The following is an 18,527-nucleotide window of genomic DNA, read 5'->3' as shown; positions in this document are numbered from 1 at the left end:
TATGAAAATAAAAAAGATATTCTATTTTGGACTAATAAAAATGGTTGGGAAGTTTAGCCCTGCATTAGCTACGAAAATATCATATAGATTTTATTGTTCATCTGGGATGGTATTTAAGGGGAGACCTAATTATATATCATCTTCTGCTTACTTTGATGGTGGAAATTATTCCTTGATTGAATTGGGTGAAGGGGTAACTATTTCAAGTGAAGTGTCTTTTTTGACTCATGATTGGGCATTAAATACAGTGATAAAATCTATGAATATTAATTATCCAGGGATTTTAGGGCGACATAAAAACATACGTGTTGGAAAGAATAGTTTTATAGGAAGGGGAAGTATTGTTTTGCCAGGTGCAAATATCGGCGAAGGTGTTATAATTGGGGCTGGCTGTGTAATACGTGGTAATATTCCAGATTTTTCTGTTGTTATTGGTAATCCTGCTCAAATTATAGGAGATACAAGAGAATATGTACGAAAATTTATTTAATATTTATGAAGCTAATTTTGTATATTAAAGGAAGTCCTATTGATGATGTAAGGATTCAGAAATTTATATCTTTCTTTCAATCAAAATGCATAGATGTTTATTTTTGGGGATGGAATCGTACTGCAAAAAATGAACCTAAATGTGATAATGTAAAATACTTGTTTACAGGAGGAGGTTTTGGAGGAAAATTACTATTACTATATTATCCAATATGGATGATTATTTTGTTTTGTAAATTTATATTTAGTTGTGACTTGAAAAAATATACTATTATTGCTATAAATTTTGAATGTGCTTTTCCTCTGTTTTTGGCATCAAAGATTAAAAATATACCATATATCTATGAAGTTTATGATGAATTTGCTATTAGCCATAATTTTCCTACTTGGATAAAAAAAGTGCTAATAAGATTAGATCATAAGGTTATGAAAAAGGCAGGATTGGTTATTCATGTAGATAATAATCGCATAACATATAATGAATGTAAAACGGTGGTTATTGAGAATTCCCCATATGATTATTTAAAAGGGAAAGAAAGAAATTATGATTCGGTAAAACATTCATTTGCTATTATTGGCAATATTTCAAGCACAAGAGGCATAGATCAGATTTTTTTGTTTGCTCAGAAATATCCCAATATTTCTTTTTTATTAGCTGGAACTTTTTATGATACTCATTATAAGAAAAAATTGCTTTCATTACCAAATGTGACTTACTATGATAGAATGCCTCAAGCTGAATTGTTTGATAAGTTAATAGATTGTTGTGGTATATTCTCTTTATATGATCCGAAATTGGAAATTAATAGATTAGCAGCATCCAACAAGGTTTATGATGCGATGATGCTTGGTATTCCTGTGATTACTAATCCTGAAGTTACGAATTCAGTTTTTATTAAAGAACATGGGGTTGGCATTATTGTAGATTATATGTTTAATGATACTTGGAAAATATTGGCTGAACGTAATTTTATTGATACTGCTAAAGTTATAGGACGAAAAGGTCGTGATTTATATTTGAAAAAATATAAGTTTGAGAAAATGGTAGAAAATAGATTATTACCCTTATTAGATTAATTAGTAATGAAGCAGATTATTCAAGATATGAAATCAGGGAGGACTGTACTTGAAGAAGTTCCGGTTCCTCAGGTAAAATCGGGTTATGTTTTAGTCAAAACATCTTGTTCTTTAGTGTCTTTAGGGACAGAACGTATGCTTGTCGAGTTTGGAAAGGCAAATTTGATAGACAAGGCCCGTCAACAGCCTGATAAAGTAAAGCAAGTACTTGATAAGATAAAGACAGATGGTTTGCAACCTACATTGGAGGCGGTTTTTAATAAATTGGGACAACCGTTGCCTTTAGGGTATTGTAACTCTGGTATAGTGGTTGCTGTAGGAAATGGAGTTACAGAATTTAAGGTGGGTGATCGTGTGGCCTCTAATGGACAACATGCCGAGTATGTTTGTGTACCTAAAAACTTGGTAGCTAAAATACCGGAAAATGTTTCGGATGAAGAAGCTGCTTTTACTGTAATTGGGTCTATAGGTTTGCAGGGTATTCGTTTGTTGAATCCGCAACTGGGAGAAACCGTTGTTGTAATCGGGTTAGGGTTGATTGGACTGATAACGGCGCAGCTATTGAAGGCGAACGGATGTAAAGTTATAGGAGTTGACTTTGATGAAGAAAAAGTGGAGTTGGCCCGCACGAAAGGAGTAATAGGCATAAATCCGGCAAAAGGAACAAACCCTGTGAAATATGTACTTGAAGAAACGGCTTCACATGGGGCTGATGCTGTATTGATTACCGCTTCTGCCAAAACAGATGAAGTGATTCATCAAGCGGCTGAAATGTCAAGGAAAAGAGGACGTATTGTACTTGTGGGTGTGATAGGATTGGATATTCGTAGGGATGATTTTTATAAAAAGGAGTTGTCATTCCAGGTTTCTTGTTCTTATGGTCCGGGACGTTATGATGAAGATTACGAAAATAAAGGAATAGATTATCCGTTACCTTTTGTACGCTGGACAGAAAAAAGAAATTTCGAGACTGTTTTGCAGGCAATATCTATGGGAAATATTGATGTGAAATCATTGATTACTGAAGAAGTGGATTTGAAGGATTATGAAAAGATATATGGGGACATGCGTAAACATGGTTCTATCGCTTCTATCTTGAAATATCCCGTTGATGCAAAACGAAATACGATAGTTGAGGTTGCTTCTGCTAATTTCCCGGTAACAAAAGGACAAATAGGTATTATTGGTGCCGGAAACTTTACATCGGCAACGATGTTGCCTGCTTTGACGAAAGCAGGAGCGCATATTCGGTACATTGCGAGTGCGCAAGGTTTGTCTGCTAAAGTTTTGGCTCAAAAGGCTGGTGCCATGAAAGCAACTTCTGATTACAAGGAAATCCTGAAAGATGAGGCTGTGGATTTGGTAATGATTACAACCCGGCATAATCTTCATGCTTCAATGGTGCTGGATGCATTACGAGCAAAGAAACATGTATTTGTGGAGAAGCCGTTGTGCCTGAATCAAGCGGAATTGAATGAGATAACTGAAACTTATCGGGAAGTACAAAAGAATGGAGTAACATTGACTGTGGGGTATAACCGACGTTTTTCTCCTTTCGCGGTGAAAATGAAACAGCTTGCCGGAAGCGGAGTGAAAAATATTGTGGCAACTATGAATGCCGGATTTATACCGTCTGAAGTATGGGTGCATGATTTGAAAGTGGGAGGAGGACGTATTATTGGTGAGGCTTGCCATTTTATTGATTTATGCTCATTTTTCGCAGACAGTAAGGTTGTTGCCGTATGTATGAATGCAATGGGGGAAAATCCTGAAGAGAATACGGATAATGCAAGTATTTTACTAAGATACGAGAATGGAACAAATGCCGTGATAAACTATTTTGCTAATGGTAGCAAGTCTTATTCGAAAGAGAGAATAGAAATCTATACACAAGAAAAGACGCTGGTTCTTGACAATTGGAGAGAACTGAAAGGATATGGTTGCAAAGGATTCTCTAAAATGAAAAAAGGTATGGATAAAGGGCATACTACCCAATTTGCTTTATTGAATGATAGAATACAAAACGGAGGAGAAGCTTTAATTCCGTTTGACTCTATTGTAAATACAGCCAAGGCATCGTTTGCTTGTATCGATAGCTTGAAGCAGAACAAGTGGATTGAGATTGAATAATTCTGTGTTCCTTATGAATAAATTTCTTCTTTATTTTCAGTTATTTCATAACATGGGAATAAAGTACTTTTTGTTTCGTATCCAGTATGAAATACGCCGTAAAGGGGGAATGTTGAAAAGAGCATACCCTATTTCTTGGGAGGATAAAGAATATTTGTCATTGGCGGATTGGAGAAAGCACGCAAAACCCTTTTTCTTTTCAAGTAGAAAGAGCGTGAAATTGACCCATATTGATAGTAGGGTACTTTCAGAGAGAGTCAATAGAATGAAGCGCGGTGAATATTGCTTCTTTTCTGCCGTTTGGTACAACCTTGGAACGGATTATGACTGGCTGACAAACCCTGATACGAACTATAAATATAATGCGAATATACACTGGACGACAGTAGAGGATATTGTGCCTGAAGCAGGGGATATAAAGTATGTATGGGAAAAGTCCCGTTTTTCTTTTCTCTATGACATTATCCGCTATGATCAAAAATCCGGTGAAAATCATGCGTCTTTTGTATTTTCTCAAATAGAGGACTGGATTCATAAAAACCCACTTAATTGTGGACCTAATTATAAATGTAGTCAGGAAATATCTTTGCGTGTATTGAATTGGTTATTCGCACTTTATTATTATAAAGATTCGGTTGAATTGACGGAAGATGTTTTTAGGTTAATCATCCAGTCTGTTTATTGGCAAATAAAGCATGTACGTGCAAATATAAATTTTTCCCGGATTGCAGTGCGTAATAATCATGCAATAACAGAAACGTTGGCGTTGTATCTGGTAGGTCTGTTATTTCCTCAGTTTCCAGAATCTGGAGAGTGGAAAAAGAAAGGAAAGAAATGGTTTGAGGAAGAGATAAAATACCAAGTGGCAGAAGATGGTACTTATTTGCAATTCAGCATGAATTATCATCGGGTAGTGGTTCAGCTTTTGACATGGGCCATTACTCTGGCAGACAGAAATGGGGAGCGGTTTTGTGATGAAGTATATAAACGTGCTTATCAGTCTGTGAATTTTTTGTATCAATGCCAGGATGATTTGACTGGCTGGCTACCTAATTATGGCTCAAATGATGGAGCTTTGTTTTTTAAACTAAATGATTGCGATTATCGTGATTATCGTCCTCAACTCGATGCGTTACATTATTTGCTTACTTCTGAACATTTATATGACAGGCAGTATGAGGATAGAGAATGGTATTTGTGCGAGTGGAAAGCAAACCGACAGATGTATCCACCAATAAAAAAACAGTTTGGTTGCATTTCTTTTGATAAGGGAGGATATTATTGTATTCGTGAAAAGGATACTTTTTCTTTTATCAGATGTGGAAGACATAAGGACCGACCTGCGCATGCGGATAATCTGCATTTGGATATTTGGTATCAAGGAGAGAATTGTTTGTTTGATGGGGGTAGTTATAAATACAATACAACAGAGAAGTTACTTCGATATTTTATGGGTACGGAATCTCATAATACAATAATGCTTGAAGGACATGACCAAATGTTGAAAGGAGATCGATTTATTTGGTATAATTGGTCGCAAGCAGAGTGGAGTTCGTTGAAAGAAACAGAGGATACTTACATATTTGAAGGAAAAGTTTCTTGTTTTACTTATCTGAATAAGAAAATAAAACATTATAGAAAGATTGTAAAATGGAAAAACACATGTAAGTGGGAGATAGAAGATTGTATAGATGGTAACCCCAAAAATATGAATATGCGTCAATTATGGCATACAAATAAGGATAATCTTAGTTTGGAATCAAACGGTGAAACTATTGATACAGAACAATTATGTTCTAATTATTATGGTCAAACGACTAAATGTAGGCAAATCGAATTTCAGACTAAAAATAGCTCGATAAAAACAATCCTTCAATTTATATAAAATGAAAGTGCTTTATTTCCATCAACATTTTACCATTCCCACCCAAGCGGGGGGGACACGTTCTTATGAATTGGCAAAACATCTGATTGCCAGAGGTCATTCTGTTTGCGTGGTTTGTGGTGAAACGGTCAAGCTAGATTTGCCGAACACAACGATGAAAAATGTTCATAGAGGAATGGTCGATGGTATAGATGTGATTCAGATAGCTTTACCTTACTCAAATAAGGATGGTATCGCCAAAAGAGCATGGACTTTCGTGAAGTTTGGATGGAAAGGTATTCAAATAGCATTGAAAGAAGATTATGATTTGTTGTTTGCAACTTCTACTCCTTTGACAGCCGGTATTCCAGGCATAGTAATGAAGTTGTTCCGGAAGAAAAAATTTATATTTGAAGTTCGTGATTTGTGGCCTGAATTACCTAAGGCCTTAGGTATGAAGAATCCTTTTCTATTGTGGGGGATGAATATTTTGGAGTGGTTGAGTTATCATTGCGCGGATGCTTGTGTTGGTCTTTCTCCTGGAATTTGTGAAGGAATTAAAAGAAGGAGCCAGCCAGGCAAGCGTATTTCGATGATTCCGAACGGGTGTGATTTGGAGATATTCAAGCCATCTTCACGTGATAATCTTTCGTTGGAGGGCATTTCCGAAACAGATAAAGTGGCGGTTTTTACTGGTGCACATGGAATTGCCAATGGTTTGGACGCAGTGTTGGATGCTGCTGCAGTGCTGAAGGCAAAGCAACGGACGGATATTGTGTTGGCATTTATAGGAGACGGTAAAATGAAACCGCATTTGATGGAACGAGCTCGAAAAGAGCAATTGGATAATTGTCGTTTTTATAATCCGATGCCTAAGAAGGAACTAAATAAAGTTGTTGCATCAGCAGATTTGGGTTTGATGGTATTAGCTGATGTTCCGGCTTTCTACTATGGAACTTCACCTAATAAGTTTTTTGATTATATATCTTCAGGATTGGCTGTCTTAAACAATTATCCAGGTTGGCTTGCTGATATGATTCAAGAAAATAAGTTAGGGATTGTTGTTCCTCCTAAGGATGCAAATGCTTTTGCCGAAGGCTTGATTTCTTTATTGGACGATGATACATACAGAACAGAATGCGGGCAGAAGGCTAGGGCATTTGCAGAAGCTAATTTCTCAAGAAAATCATTAGCGGATAAGTTCGTTTCATTCTTGGAGGAAGTAATTTCTTTAAAATGAAGATTTTTATCGTCTTGTTATCGAAGAATAGTTTTTTTAAGGATATTAGATACGACTTCATATTGGTACATAATTATTAGAGCATGTATTCTCATTTTCTTAAGAGAGTGATTGACTTCCTTCTCGTGTTTTGCATATTGGCTTTGATTTGGCCGATACTGTTTCTTGTCGCTTTTTGGTTGCATTTTGCCAATAAGGGCTCCGGGGTCTTTTTCACTCAGGAGCGTCCAGGGAAGGATGGAAAGATTTTTAAAGTTATCAAGTTTAAGACCATGACCGATGAACGGGATGCAGAGGGAAATTTATTGCCTGATGCTGTACGTTTGACAAAAGTTGGAAGTTTTGTACGTTCTACTTCGATTGATGAGCTTCCACAACTGATTAATGTATTGAAAGGGGATATGGCTTTGATAGGTCCCCGTCCTTTATTGCCTCAATACTTACCGCTTTATAGTAAAGAACAAGCTCGTCGTCATGAAGTCCGTCCGGGGATTACGGGTTGGGCGCAAGTTAACGGGCGCAATGCTATCAGTTGGTCAAAGAAATTTAAACTGGATGTGTGGTATGTAGATCATTGTTCTTTTCTACTTGATTTGAAAATTGTTTTTATGACAATAAGAAAGGTATTTATAAGGGAAGGTATCAGCTCTGATACTTCGGCTACGATGGAAGTCTTTACTGGAAATAACTAATATCAAAACATGTATTTATATGGTGCCAGTGGTCATGCCAAAGTGATCATTGATATATTGCGTGCAAATCATGAACCGATTGAAGCGTTGTTTGATGATAATGAGGAAATTCATAGTCTTTTTGACTATCCCGTATTACGTCCGTCGAAGGTCTGCGGACCATTGATAATCAGTATTGGGAATAATGGTATTCGCAGGAAGATTGCCAAGGAGTTAAAGGTTGAATATGGCAAAGCTTTTCATCCTTCTGCAATTATATCTGAAGAAACTGAGATAAGAGAAGGCTCGGTAGTTATGCAGGGGGCAATTGTGCAGTCGGATGCTTGTATTGGCAGCCATTGTATTATCAATACCGGTGCTTCGGTGGATCATGAATGTCTGATTGCTGATTATGTGCATATTTCTCCCCATTGTACGCTTTGTGGCAATGTGCAAGTTGGCGAGGGGACATGGATTGGTGCCGGCAGTGTTGTTATTCCGGGTGTTAAGATAGGGAAGTGGAGTATTATAGGTGCTGGTTCCGTTGTTACAAAGGATATTCCGGATGGTGTGTTGGCTGTAGGGAATAGGTGTAAGATTATCAAGAATATAGTTTTGTAAATCACGTAATTTTATGGATAAGAGAATATATCTTTGCCTCGCCCACATGAGCGGCAAGGAGATAGGCTTCATACAAGAAGCCTTCGATACCAACTGGGTAGTACCCCTCGGTCCTAATGTGAATGCCTTCGAGCAGGATTTGGAACGCTTCGTGGGACAGGATAAAAAGGTAGTGGCCTTGAGTGCAGGTACAGCAGCGGTACACCTGGCCCTGCTCGCTTGCGGAGTTGGTCAGGGTGACGAAGTGATAGTACAAAGCTTTACCTTTTGTGCCTCTTCCCATCCGGTGACCTACCTCGGTGCTACTCCGGTATTCGTGGATTCTGAGGCTGATACATGGAACATGGACCCGGTACTTCTGGAGCAGGCTATCAGGGACCGTATCGACAAGACGGGCCGAAAGCCCAAAGCGATTGTTCCGGTGGCTTTGTATGGGATGCCCTACAAGACAGACCAAATCATGTCAGTGGCAGATAAATATGGTATTCCGGTCATAGAGGATGCCGCCGAAGGCTTTGGAAGCAAGTTTGACGGGCAAGTTCTTGGAACTTTTGGCAAATATGGTGTGCTTTCTTTCAATGGCAACAAGATGATAACCACCAGCGGTGGCGGTGCTTTGATTTGCCCTGATGAAGAGTCCAAACGTGAGATAATGTTCTATGCTACCCAGGCCCGTGAGTCCTATCCCTACTACCAGCATGAGCGTATAGGCTATAATTATAGGATGAGTAACATTTGTGCAGGTATCGGTCGCGGCCAGATGACGGTGGTGGATGAGCACATAGCGCACCATAAGTATCTGTGCGGTCTGTATCGTGAGCTGTTGGCTGATGTGGAGGGAATCACGCTTCATGAGAATCCTTCCGGACGTTATGACAGCAATTATTGGCTGAACACGGTACTGCTTGACGGGAATCTGCATGTGAGAGGTGAGGAGGATGCCTACCGTGAGACAGTAAAAGGCGCCGTAGGTGGTGCCGCCGGTGTTACGCATGAGTCAGTGAGTGCCCATACTTCTTGTGAGCCTAACCGTAATGTAGAGGCCATGCGTGTTTGCTTGGATAAAGCCGGTATCGAGAGCCGTCCCTTATGGAAGCCCATGCATCTCCAGCCGGTTTATGCGGCTAATCCTGCCTATGTGAATGGTGTCAGTGAGGACTTGTTCAAGCGTGGTCTTTGCTTGCCGAGTGGTCCTTATGTGACGGATGAGGATGTGAGATACATAGTGAATGAAATGAAGAAGAGTATACTATGAAACTACATAGTATCAATTTTTTATGAACTAATTTCAGAAAACAGCTTCAGTGGGGCTGTTTTCTTTGTTTATAGGCATATTTGAGATGGTTACCGAGAAGTCTTCCCTGACTTCGGGGGATGTCCATAATGTGATCCTCTGTGATAGAGAGTCATAGTTGTGTGTTGCCACTCTTACTTGAATAACCGTTCTTTGGTGGTGAATAATAACCAATAAACGTTTATCAATTATGGCAGTAGTAGCTTATTTAAGAGTAAGTACAGAAAAACAGTTTTTAGAGAATCAGCGCGAGGAAATTATACGCTTCGCGGAGAAGAATGGGTTGAGTATCGACAGATGGTACATGGAGACGGTCAGCGGAAAAGTGAGTAGCAAAGAGCGTAAACTGGCGGGCTTGTTGGACCGGATGAAACCGGGAGACTCCTTGATTATAACGGAGATTTCACGGCTTAGCCGGACACTGCTGGAGATAATGACCATTCTTAACTCCTGTATCAAAAGGGGAGTGGTGCTGTACAGTACCAAAGAGGGGTATGTGTTCCAGAATGACATCAACAGCAAAGTGCTGGGTTTTGCTTTTGGACTGATGGCCGAGATAGAGCGTAATCTGATTTCCATGCGCACCAAAGAAGCACTGGAACGACGGAGGAAGGAGGGAAAACATCTGGGCAGGAAGAAAGGGGACACACCCAAAATGAAGATACTCTATGCGAATAAGAGGAAACTTGTGAGGGAGCACCAAAGAGGAGAGTCGTGTGCCGAGCTTGCCCGACAGATGGGAGTGTCACGGACTACGATGTTCCGTTTTCTGAGACGTTATTGAGCAATTCGGCTAAACGAAGGTGTCAAAGGTGGGATTCCTTTTGACACGCTTCGTGTGGGCTACTTATTCGGCTGATACTTCTTTCTTTTCCTTCCACTCTTTCCCGCGCTTGTGCAGGTTTTTCAGCTCGAATGACAGCATGATACGGAAGAAGCCTATAATCAGGAATGCAAACGAAATCATGTACACGGCGTAAAGGGCGCCTACTGCCGGTTGCCACAAGATGATGAGCGAGCAGATGACGGCAAGAATACCGAAAGCAACATACCATCCCCAGTCTCTTGTCCCGTATCTTTTGAGGTCCATGGCATAGCCTACGGATGAGAAGCCGCGGAACATCAGCCAGAAGGCAATGATGAATGGAATGACTTCCATGCTGAGCATTGGGTAGGTTATCAGGTAGAATCCCAGAATCATGTCGATGATACCTCCAGCCAGATACCATCCCCAACTGGATACCCTTCTACGGTTACTTACTGCAAAGGATATTTCCAGCAGACCGCTGAACAACATGGAGACGCTGAACAGAATGCTCAATACCGCATACCCGCTGAGAGGGGAGAACATCAGGCTTATAGCCACTATTACATAAAGAATACCAAGAATGAGTGAAATCCACCAATTCTTTACTTCCTGCTGAAGTTCGTCAAAAATAGTTTTCATGTGAATTTAATTTTTTAAGTGATTATCATTAATTCGTCTGTAGAATAACAGTTTATCCGGAAAAAAGTTTCGGGTGAACTTTTTCTGTATGTAATTTGTTATGTATACATATAATTTGATAAAACTATGGCTACAACAAAATTTAAAGGACAACCGGTAAAGGTTATCGGTGAATTTATAAAGGTGGGCTCTGTTGCCCCCGATTTCGAATTGGTAAAAACAGATTTGTCTTCATTCTCTTTGAAGGAACTGAACGGGAAGAATGTTATTTTGAATATTTTCCCCAGCCTTGACACTGGTGTGTGCGCTACTTCTGTACGTAAGTTCAACAAACTGGCTACCGGCCTGCCCGATACCGTGGTGTTGGCAATCTCCAAGGATTTGCCTTTTGCACATGCACGTTTCTGTACAACGGAGGGTATTGAGAATGTGATTCCTTTGTCTGATTTCCGTTTTTCCGATTTTGATGAAAACTACGGGGTACGCATGGCCGACGGACCGCTTGCAGGTCTATTGGCGCGTTCGGTAGTGGTTATCGGCAAAGATGGTAAGATTGCCTATACGGAATTGGTACCTGAAATTACACAAGAGCCTGACTATGATAAAGCTATTGCAGCTGTAAAGTAGAAAGTTTGGATTTGGGATAAGCAATAAAAAGCGGTGGACAGAATTTATCATGCTGTCCACCGCTTTTTTATTATCATGCCGTTTTTTTTATTTCTTCTTCATGCCTTTATAGATGAAGAATGCCACGATGAGTACGCCGATGCCGATAAATACATAACCTATCTCATGGCTGTATTCCGTTACTTTGGCAAGCAGCTGTTCCTCGTTCTCGATGCCGGGTACTGTGGACAAGTAATAGCCGATAAAAGCCAGGATGGAATTCCAAAGGCCTGCACCCAAGGTGGTGTACAGCAAGAAAGTTCCCAGCTTCATGCGTGCCAGACCGGCAGGGATGGATATCAACTGGCGAACAGCAGGTATCAGGCGGCCGACAAAGGTTGATACGGCTCCATGCTTGTCAAAGTATTCCTCCGCATGCTGCACTTTGGCTTCGTCGATGAGGCACATGTGCCCGAAACGGCTGTTGGCAAACTTGTAAATGATGGGGCGTCCCAGCCATTTTGCCAGATAGTAGTTTATCAATGCTCCGATATTTGCCCCTATGGTTGCAAACAATACCACCAGATATATATTCATGTTGTCATTGTTGGCGGCTTTCCAAGCGGCAGGAGGGACTACAACTTCCGAGGGGAAGGGAATAAACGAACTTTCAATGGCCATCAATAAAGTGATGGTCCAGTAATTGAGGTGGTCGAGACACCATTGGATAAAGGCTACTGATTCCATTTGCTAGATTAGTGGTATATAATTACTGTTATTGTAATGCATTGAAAATATTCTTCATCACTAGGGCCAGCTCTTCCTGATTATCTTCTTGTAGTATCTGCTGTAATCTATCCAGCTCTTCCAGCCTGAACGGATGTTCGCACAGTTGGTTGTACTTCATGAAGTTCTCCTTGTCTTTGAGCAACATATACAGAGAAGTCAGCCTTTCGTTGATACCTTCAAAGTCCGGCTCCATCTCTTTGACATGTTCAAAGGCCAGCTTGGCATAGCTCAGTTGTCCTATTTCCATGCTACACATGCCTATTTCGTGCCAGGTATCTGCATAGGGGGCATACTCTAAGGCTTTGGCCCATCTCTTCACACCTTTCTCATACTCACCTTCTTCCATGTAGATGCGTCCCTCAATCAGGTACGGGTCTATCTCTTCGGGTGCCAGGTCGTATGCTTTTTTACAATACTGGTGTGCTTTGCGTTTCTTTCCCATCTTGTGCAGGCATAGGGCTGCATTGGCATAAAGAGAAGGCAAGGCGAAGTCATGGCTGTCTTCGGCCGTTATGGCTTTTTCCAGATAGTCGTATCCTTCTTTCCACTCTCCTTTGGAGGTTTTGTTCAGGCCGATGAAGGTGTTGATGAAACCGTGGGAGACGAGATGGAACTTTTCGGCTTGCAGGTAGTTCTCCATGGCACTTTCCTCATTTCCCAATTGGAAGAAGGAATGTCCTTTCATCAGGTAGGCATCGGCAAACTCGTCATCGGCCACCGTGGCATAGTCGCATGCTTCGATTGCTTTGTCGAACATCTGCTGGTCAAAGTAGCAACGGGCCAGTCCAAACCAGTAAGGAGCCGAATACGGATTCTTGTCAATCAGCTTATTGAAGAAGAAGGTGGCTTTTTCAAACAGTCCCTGGGCATAGTAACAATCGCCGGTGACGGCAAGGTAGGCTTCTTCTTCGGCATATTTTTCGAGTCCGCGCGTCAGCCATGTCAATGCTTTTTCCGGGAATCCCATGTCGATGTACATATAGGATACATCAACGATATTGGCCAGGTCGTCCTTATCGTCTATGCTGTCGAGTATCGCTTCTGCTTCTTCTTCTTTGCCTTCGCCCAACAGTAGGTTGGCTTTCAGCACTTTCACTTCGGAAGATTCTTCGGCAATCCGTTCCAATATATCTTTGGCTTGCTCTTTATGCTGGGTGTCGAGGAACAAGTATGCCTGTTCCACCAACAGAGCCGTATTATCCGGATGTATTCCCAAGCCATACTCTACGACCTCGGTAGCCATGGCATATTTATGATGCACGGCATACCAGTCTGCGAGGTCGGCTAAGTCGTCTGCGTCCAGATAGATGGTTCTGTTCTCTGCTTTGGCAGCTTCATATTGTTCTGCCATTTCTTGCAGTTCTTTGTCTCTTCCGGACAGCAGGTTTTTTTTACTCATATTCTTATTTATTGATTTTACCCCAAACGTCTTTCAGACCTACAGTACGGTTGAATACCATTTTTTCTGGCGTAGAATCTTTGTCAACATTAAAATAACCGATACGTTGGAACTGCAGGTAGGAGAGGGGCTGCATGCCGGCAGCGTACTTCTCGATGTAGCAGCAGGGCAGCACATTCAGGGAGTCGGGGTTGATCATTTCTTTCATGGCTGTCAGTGCGTCGCAGTTCTTCGCTTCGCGGATGGCGGCAAGCTCATCGCGCGGGTTCTCCACTTTCCACAGACGGTCGTAGAGACGTACTTCTGCTTCGAGGCAGTGGGCACAACTTACCCAATGGATGGTGCCTTTCACCTTACGGTTGGCTCCGGGCAGACCGCTCTTGGTATCAGGGTCATATTCGCAATATACTTCGGTGATTTCACCGGCGTCGTTCTTCTTGCAGCCGGTACACTTCACGATGTACGCGTTCTTCAGACGTACCTCTTGTCCCGGTGTCATGCGGAAGTATTTCTTTGGGGCATCTTCCATGAAGTCGTCGCGCTCCATCCAGAGTTCGCGGCTGAATTCGATGACGTGGTTGCCTTCTTCGGGATGCTCGGGGTTGTTGACGGCTTCCATCTCTTCCACTTGCCCTTCGGGATAGTTAGTGATGATAAGCTTCACCGGATTCAGTACGGCAGATACGCGGGTGGCGCGGTCGTTCAAGTCCTCGCGCACGGCGCTTTCCAGCAGGGCGAATTCATTGAGCGCATCGTAGGTTGTATATCCTATTTTGTCGATGAACTTATGAATGGACTCCGGAGAGTATCCCCTACGGCGGAAACCGCAGATAGTCGGCATACGGGGGTCATCCCAACCGTTTACCAAGCCTTCCTTGACTAGAGTCAGCAGGTTGCGCTTGCTCATCAGCGTATAGCTGAGGTTCAGTTTGTTGAACTCATACTGATGGGGGCGGTTATCGTCGAGGTCTTTGCCTTCCTTCACCCAGTCCACGAAGAGGTCGTAGAGCGGACGGTGGGGCACAAACTCCAGTGTGCAGAGCGAGTGTGTCACGCCTTCGAAGAAGTCGCTTTGCCCGTGGGCGAAGTCGTACATCGGATAAGCCTTCCAAGTGGTGCCCGTGCGATGGTGCGGATGCTTCACTACACGGTAGATGATAGGGTCGCGGAAGTGCATGTTGGGGCTTGCCATGTCTATCTTGGCGCGGAGCACCATGGCACCTTCCTCAATCTCGCCGCTGTTCATTTTCTGGAACAAGTCCAGTGTTTCTTCGATAGGACGGTTGCGGTAGGGACTTTCCACACCGGGCTGGGTGGGAGTTCCTTTCTGGGCGGCAATCTGCTCGGAAGTCTGTTCGTCGATGTATGCCTTGCCCTCTTTGATGAGGCGGATAGCGAAGTCCCACAATTGCTGGAAATAGTCGGAAGCGTAATATTCGTTACCCCATTTGTAGCCCAGCCACTGGATGTCTTCCTTGATGGCTTCTACATATTCCACATCTTCTTTGGTGGGATTGGTGTCATCGAAACGCAGGTTGCAGACACCGCCGTGTGCGGCGGCAATACCGAAATCAAGGCAGATGGCCTTGGCGTGTCCGATGTGGAGGTAACCGTTTGGTTCGGGCGGGAAGCGTGTCTGTACTTTTCCCCCGTTTTTACCCTCTTTCAAATCGTTTTCTACTATTTGCTCAATGAAGTTCAAGCTCTTTTTTTCGCTTGTTTCTTCGCTCTTTATTTCTGCCATAATGTTACTATTTTCGTATCGTGGGGACAAAGATAGGGTAAAAAAATGAAGAATGAAGAATGAAGAATGAAGATTTATTCTTTATGTACCGGGATATATCCGCTCTCTTTGATGATTTTCTGTCCTGCGGCAGACAAGATGAAATCGAGCAGAGGGGCTACGACCGAGGCGTTTTTTCGGTTATAATAATAGTATAGCGGGCGTACTATCGGATAAGTCTTATTGATGGCATTCTCCAGCGTGGGAGCGGCATAATGCTGCCCGTCGTATGAAACGGCGAGTGTCTTGATACGCGGTGATACATAGGCTAGACCCACATATCCGATGGCTCCGCGAGTTTGGCTGACGGATTGGATAATGGCTCCCGTGGCAGGCATGGAGAGACTGCTGCTCATGTAGTTCTTGTTTTTCAGTACGCTTTCCTTGAAGAACTCGTAGGTACCGGAGGAAGTCTCGCGGGAGTAGACTACGATTTTGCGGTCGTCTCCGCCCACTTGCTGCCAGTTGGTGACTTTGCCCCGGAAGATATCTTCCAGTTGTTGGCGGGTCAGTTGTTTCACCGGGTTGGAGGGGTGAACCACTACGGCAAGGGCGTCGTAGGCGATGGGTACTTCTGCCAAGTCTTCTCCGGCAGCTTTGACTTTCATCTTTTCGCTGAACTTGATGGCGCGGGAAGCCATGGCGATGTCCGTGGTCTGGTCCAGCAGGGCTGAAATACCGACACCGGTTCCACCGCCGGTCACGGTGACACGGGCAGAGGGGTTCAGGGTCATAAAGCGTTCGGCGGTCTGCTGCGCTATGGGGAGCACGGTGTCGCTGCCTTTGATGCGTTGCGCCTGCATGCCAGTGGTGGCAGCTGCCAGGGCGAGGAGTAGGAGTAATTTTCTTGTCTTCATAAAACACATGGTGCAAATAGGGTAAACACATGATGCAAATTAAGGTAATGGATATTACAAATGTGTTACATGGAATGTGCTTTGAGTCGTTGTAATAGTTTTGTAACACCTTTGAAACATTTCTTTCAAACGTTAGTCACACTGCCTTAACATCCGGCCCGTTCCTTTGCATACAGAAATCAATAGGCAACATGAAAAAGATTTTTGAGAAGATTGTAGAAGGTATACTGGCTTGTAGCGGCTTTGTGACGAGTCTTACCATCGTACTTATCGTCGTGTTCCTCTTTTCCGAAGCGCTGGGCTTGTTCAGCAGCAAGGTGATAGAAGAAGGGTATGTATTGGCCTTGAATAAGGAGAACCGGGTGGGCGAACTGACTCCGGCACAGATAAAGAATGTTTTTGATGAAGAGCTGACAAACTGGAACGAAGTGGGAGGGGAGGACCTTCCTATCCGCCTTTTCCGTTTGGAGGACATCACACTGTATTATACGGAAGAGCAGTTGGGCGCTTCCTACGAAAATGCAGGTGCCTGCATTACGGAGCTGGTGGAGCGTACGCCTGGCATTATAGCCTTTGTACCGCAGCAGTTCATCGTCCGTCCAGACTCGGTGCATCTGCTGAAAGACAACACCATTTCGGTGAAGGACGTCTTTGCCGGTGCCGAATGGTTTCCCACGGCAACACCTGCTGCGCAGTTCGGCTTTTTGCCGCTCATTACGGGGACGCTGTGGGTCAGTCTGTTTGCCATCCTCTTTGCATTGCCGTTTGGTCTGTCGGTGGCAATCTATATGTCGGAGGTAGCCAATTCCCGGGTAAGGAATCTGCTGAAGCCCATCATTGAGTTGCTGAGTGGCATACCGTCGGTGGTCTACGGCTTTTTCGGCTTAATTGTCATTGTGCCGTTTTTGCAGCAGGTGTTCAACTTGCCGGTAGGCGAGAGCGGGCTGGCGGGCAGTATTGTGCTTGCCATTATGGCGTTGCCCACCATCATAACGGTGACAGAAGACGCGATGAGGAATTGTCCCCGCGCCATGCGCGAAGCCAGCTTGGCACTGGGAGCATCGCAATGGCAGACTATATATAAGGTGGTGATTCCTTACTCCATTTCGGGCATCACCTCCGGAGTGGTGTTGGGCATCGGCCGTGCGGTGGGCGAGACGATGGCTGTGCTGATGGTGACGGGCAACGCCGCCGTCATTCCCCATACCATCCTGGAACCGCTGCGCACCATTCCGGCAACGATTGCCGCCGAACTAGGCGAAGCGCCTGCCGGCGGAGCTCACTACGAAGCATTGTTCCTGCTGGGTGTCGTGCTGTTCTTCATCAGTTTATTGATAAACTTCACGGTGGAAGCAGTTTCGCCAAGACGAAAATAAAAGAAGGTAGATATGGTCAATAGAAAGCATCTTTCGCAAAACGTGGCATTCGGCTTGTTCCGTCTGTTGAGCCTAAGTGTGGTGGGGATTCTTTTTGCAATCCTCGGCTTCATTATATATAAAGGTATAGGAGTCATCGATTGGGAGTTCCTCACTACGGCTCCTACCAACGGTATGACTGCCGGCGGAATCCTTCCTGCCATTGTAGGTACGTTCTGCTTGATGGCGGGCAGTGCTTTATTTGCCTTTCCGGTGGGAGTGATGAGCGGTATTTATATGAATGAGTATGTGCCGAAAGGCTGGGTGGTACGCTTCATACGGATGATGACGAATAATCTGAGCGGCATCCCTTCCATCGTGTTCGGTCTGTTTGGCATGGCGCTGTTTGTCAACTATATGGATTTTGGAGACAGCATCCTGGCAGGTTCGTTGACGCTGGGTCTGCTAAGTCTGCCTTTGGTTATCCGCACCACGGAAGAAGCGCTGAAAGCCATCCCCGACAGCATGCGTGAGGGAAGCCGCGCGTTGGGAGCTACCAAGCTTCAGACCATCTGGCATGTCATCCTGCCGATGGGGATGCCCAATATCATTACTGGACTGATTCTGGCGCTGGGGCGTGTTTCGGGCGAGACGGCACCCATCCTTTTCACCTGTGCCGCCTACTTCCTGCCACAGCTGCCTACAAGTATCTTCGACCAGTGCATGGCGCTTCCTTATCACCTCTATGTCATCTCTACCAGCGGTACGGATATGGAAGCGCAGCTTCCCATCGCCTACGGCACGGCACTAGTGCTGATACTCATTATCCTCCTGGTGAACCTGCTGGCAAACGCCCTGCGGAAATACTTTGAGAAGAAGATTAAGACGAATTGAAAACATATACA

General features: G+C 43.6%; 17 protein-coding genes. 12 read left to right on the top strand and 5 right to left on the bottom strand.

Going from position 1 to position 18,527, the window contains the following annotated elements:
- Position 1: 1 nt before the first annotated feature.
- The 9 genes from DWX62_RS13230 (at position 2) to DWX62_RS13190 (ending at position 10,170) form a co-directional block, all read left to right on the top strand.
- Positions 2–490 (top strand): acyltransferase, encoded by a 489-nt coding sequence (locus DWX62_RS13230; RefSeq protein WP_120172930.1) that lies wholly within the window; start codon positions 2–4, stop codon positions 488–490.
- Positions 491–495: 5 nt separating this feature from the next.
- Positions 496–1,566: a hypothetical protein gene (locus DWX62_RS13225; RefSeq protein ID WP_120172929.1), complete on the top strand. Its 1,071-nt coding sequence runs from the start codon at positions 496–498 to the stop codon at positions 1,564–1,566.
- Positions 1,567–1,572: 6 nt separating this feature from the next.
- Positions 1,573–3,696, top strand: a complete 2,124-nt coding sequence (locus DWX62_RS13220) for a bi-domain-containing oxidoreductase (protein WP_120172928.1) — start codon at positions 1,573–1,575, stop codon at positions 3,694–3,696.
- Positions 3,697–3,709: 13 nt separating this feature from the next.
- Positions 3,710–5,581 (top strand): alginate lyase family protein, encoded by a 1,872-nt coding sequence (locus DWX62_RS13215; protein ID WP_120172927.1) that lies wholly within the window; start codon positions 3,710–3,712, stop codon positions 5,579–5,581.
- Position 5,582: 1 nt separating this feature from the next.
- Positions 5,583–6,800: a glycosyltransferase family 4 protein gene (locus DWX62_RS13210; RefSeq protein WP_008664830.1), complete on the top strand. Its 1,218-nt coding sequence runs from the start codon at positions 5,583–5,585 to the stop codon at positions 6,798–6,800.
- Between the two features lie 83 nt (positions 6,801–6,883).
- On the top strand, positions 6,884–7,492 hold the full coding sequence (locus DWX62_RS13205) for a sugar transferase (RefSeq protein WP_008664828.1): 609 nt from the start codon (positions 6,884–6,886) through the stop codon (positions 7,490–7,492).
- A gap of 9 nt (positions 7,493–7,501) precedes the next feature.
- Entirely contained in the window at positions 7,502–8,092 is a 591-nt protein-coding gene (locus DWX62_RS13200) for an acetyltransferase (RefSeq protein WP_117588530.1), read from the top strand.
- A gap of 13 nt (positions 8,093–8,105) precedes the next feature.
- Positions 8,106–9,347, top strand: coding sequence for an aminotransferase class I/II-fold pyridoxal phosphate-dependent enzyme (locus DWX62_RS13195; RefSeq protein WP_117878493.1), 1,242 nt, complete (start codon positions 8,106–8,108; stop codon positions 9,345–9,347).
- Positions 9,348–9,576: 229 nt separating this feature from the next.
- Positions 9,577–10,170 (top strand): master DNA invertase Mpi family serine-type recombinase, encoded by a 594-nt coding sequence (locus DWX62_RS13190; protein ID WP_005831322.1) that lies wholly within the window; start codon positions 9,577–9,579, stop codon positions 10,168–10,170.
- Between the two features lie 63 nt (positions 10,171–10,233).
- On the opposite strand, the gene DWX62_RS13185 is transcribed toward DWX62_RS13190, so the two are convergent.
- Positions 10,234–10,833 carry a DUF308 domain-containing protein gene (locus DWX62_RS13185; protein ID WP_117878495.1) on the bottom strand — a complete coding sequence of 200 codons (600 nt, stop codon included), beginning with the start codon at positions 10,831–10,833 and terminating at the stop codon, positions 10,234–10,236.
- A 126-nt stretch (positions 10,834–10,959) separates the two neighbouring features.
- Here DWX62_RS13185 and tpx point away from each other — a divergent pair, with 126 nt between their 5' ends.
- A complete protein-coding gene (gene tpx, locus DWX62_RS13180; protein ID WP_117878497.1) occupies positions 10,960–11,460 on the top strand; it encodes a thiol peroxidase in 501 nt (166 codons plus the stop codon).
- 87 nt (positions 11,461–11,547) lie between these two features.
- Here tpx and DWX62_RS13175 read toward each other — a convergent pair whose 3' ends face one another.
- The 4 genes from DWX62_RS13175 to DWX62_RS13160 form a co-directional block, all read right to left on the bottom strand.
- On the bottom strand, positions 11,548–12,186 hold the full coding sequence (locus tag DWX62_RS13175; protein WP_005831315.1) for a DedA family protein: 639 nt from the start codon (positions 12,184–12,186) through the stop codon (positions 11,548–11,550).
- Between the two features lie 28 nt (positions 12,187–12,214).
- Positions 12,215–13,627 (bottom strand): tetratricopeptide repeat protein, encoded by a 1,413-nt coding sequence (locus DWX62_RS13170; RefSeq protein WP_057089505.1) that lies wholly within the window; start codon positions 13,625–13,627, stop codon positions 12,215–12,217.
- Between the two features lie 4 nt (positions 13,628–13,631).
- Entirely contained in the window at positions 13,632–15,371 is a 1,740-nt protein-coding gene (locus DWX62_RS13165; RefSeq protein WP_005832304.1) for a glutamine--tRNA ligase/YqeY domain fusion protein, read from the bottom strand.
- Positions 15,372–15,445: 74 nt separating this feature from the next.
- Entirely contained in the window at positions 15,446–16,267 is an 822-nt protein-coding gene (locus DWX62_RS13160; RefSeq protein ID WP_057282082.1) for a PstS family phosphate ABC transporter substrate-binding protein, read from the bottom strand.
- Between the two features lie 191 nt (positions 16,268–16,458).
- Between DWX62_RS13160 and pstC the strand changes: the two genes are divergently transcribed.
- Positions 16,459–17,643, top strand: a complete 1,185-nt coding sequence (pstC, locus tag DWX62_RS13155; protein ID WP_044467405.1) for a phosphate ABC transporter permease subunit PstC — start codon at positions 16,459–16,461, stop codon at positions 17,641–17,643.
- A gap of 12 nt (positions 17,644–17,655) precedes the next feature.
- The gene (gene pstA / locus DWX62_RS13150; RefSeq protein WP_022401248.1) at positions 17,656–18,516 is read left to right on the top strand and encodes a phosphate ABC transporter permease PstA; all 861 of its coding nucleotides are present in this window, start codon (positions 17,656–17,658) and stop codon (positions 18,514–18,516) included.
- Positions 18,517–18,527: the final 11 nt, after the last annotated feature.

The sequence above is a fragment of the Bacteroides sp. AF20-13LB genome (genome assembly GCF_003603065.1).
In the GTDB taxonomy this organism is placed as follows: domain Bacteria; phylum Bacteroidota; class Bacteroidia; order Bacteroidales; family Bacteroidaceae; genus Bacteroides; species Bacteroides uniformis.
Note: the sequence above shows the minus strand (reverse complement) of the source record. Positions and strands in the feature narration are given on the sequence as shown.

Coding starts and splice junctions, on each gene's coding strand:
- DWX62_RS13165 (WP_005832304.1), bottom strand. CDS start 15,371: ATGGCAGAAATAAAGAGCGAAGAAACAAGCGAAAAAAAGAGCTTGAAC.
- pstA (WP_022401248.1), top strand. CDS start 17,656: ATGGTCAATAGAAAGCATCTTTCGCAAAACGTGGCATTCGGCTTGTTC.
- DWX62_RS13225 (WP_120172929.1), top strand. CDS start 496: ATGAAGCTAATTTTGTATATTAAAGGAAGTCCTATTGATGATGTAAGG.
- pstC (WP_044467405.1), top strand. CDS start 16,459: ATGAAAAAGATTTTTGAGAAGATTGTAGAAGGTATACTGGCTTGTAGC.
- DWX62_RS13205 (WP_008664828.1), top strand. CDS start 6,884: ATGTATTCTCATTTTCTTAAGAGAGTGATTGACTTCCTTCTCGTGTTT.
- DWX62_RS13220 (WP_120172928.1), top strand. CDS start 1,573: ATGAAGCAGATTATTCAAGATATGAAATCAGGGAGGACTGTACTTGAA.
- DWX62_RS13210 (WP_008664830.1), top strand. CDS start 5,583: ATGAAAGTGCTTTATTTCCATCAACATTTTACCATTCCCACCCAAGCG.
- DWX62_RS13170 (WP_057089505.1), bottom strand. CDS start 13,627: ATGAGTAAAAAAAACCTGCTGTCCGGAAGAGACAAAGAACTGCAAGAA.
- DWX62_RS13185 (WP_117878495.1), bottom strand. CDS start 10,833: ATGAAAACTATTTTTGACGAACTTCAGCAGGAAGTAAAGAATTGGTGG.
- DWX62_RS13190 (WP_005831322.1), top strand. CDS start 9,577: ATGGCAGTAGTAGCTTATTTAAGAGTAAGTACAGAAAAACAGTTTTTA.
- DWX62_RS13230 (WP_120172930.1), top strand. CDS start 2: ATGAAAATAAAAAAGATATTCTATTTTGGACTAATAAAAATGGTTGGG.
- DWX62_RS13195 (WP_117878493.1), top strand. CDS start 8,106: ATGGATAAGAGAATATATCTTTGCCTCGCCCACATGAGCGGCAAGGAG.
- DWX62_RS13215 (WP_120172927.1), top strand. CDS start 3,710: ATGAATAAATTTCTTCTTTATTTTCAGTTATTTCATAACATGGGAATA.
- DWX62_RS13175 (WP_005831315.1), bottom strand. CDS start 12,186: ATGGAATCAGTAGCCTTTATCCAATGGTGTCTCGACCACCTCAATTAC.
- DWX62_RS13160 (WP_057282082.1), bottom strand. CDS start 16,267: ATGAAGACAAGAAAATTACTCCTACTCCTCGCCCTGGCAGCTGCCACC.
- tpx (WP_117878497.1), top strand. CDS start 10,960: ATGGCTACAACAAAATTTAAAGGACAACCGGTAAAGGTTATCGGTGAA.
- DWX62_RS13200 (WP_117588530.1), top strand. CDS start 7,502: ATGTATTTATATGGTGCCAGTGGTCATGCCAAAGTGATCATTGATATA.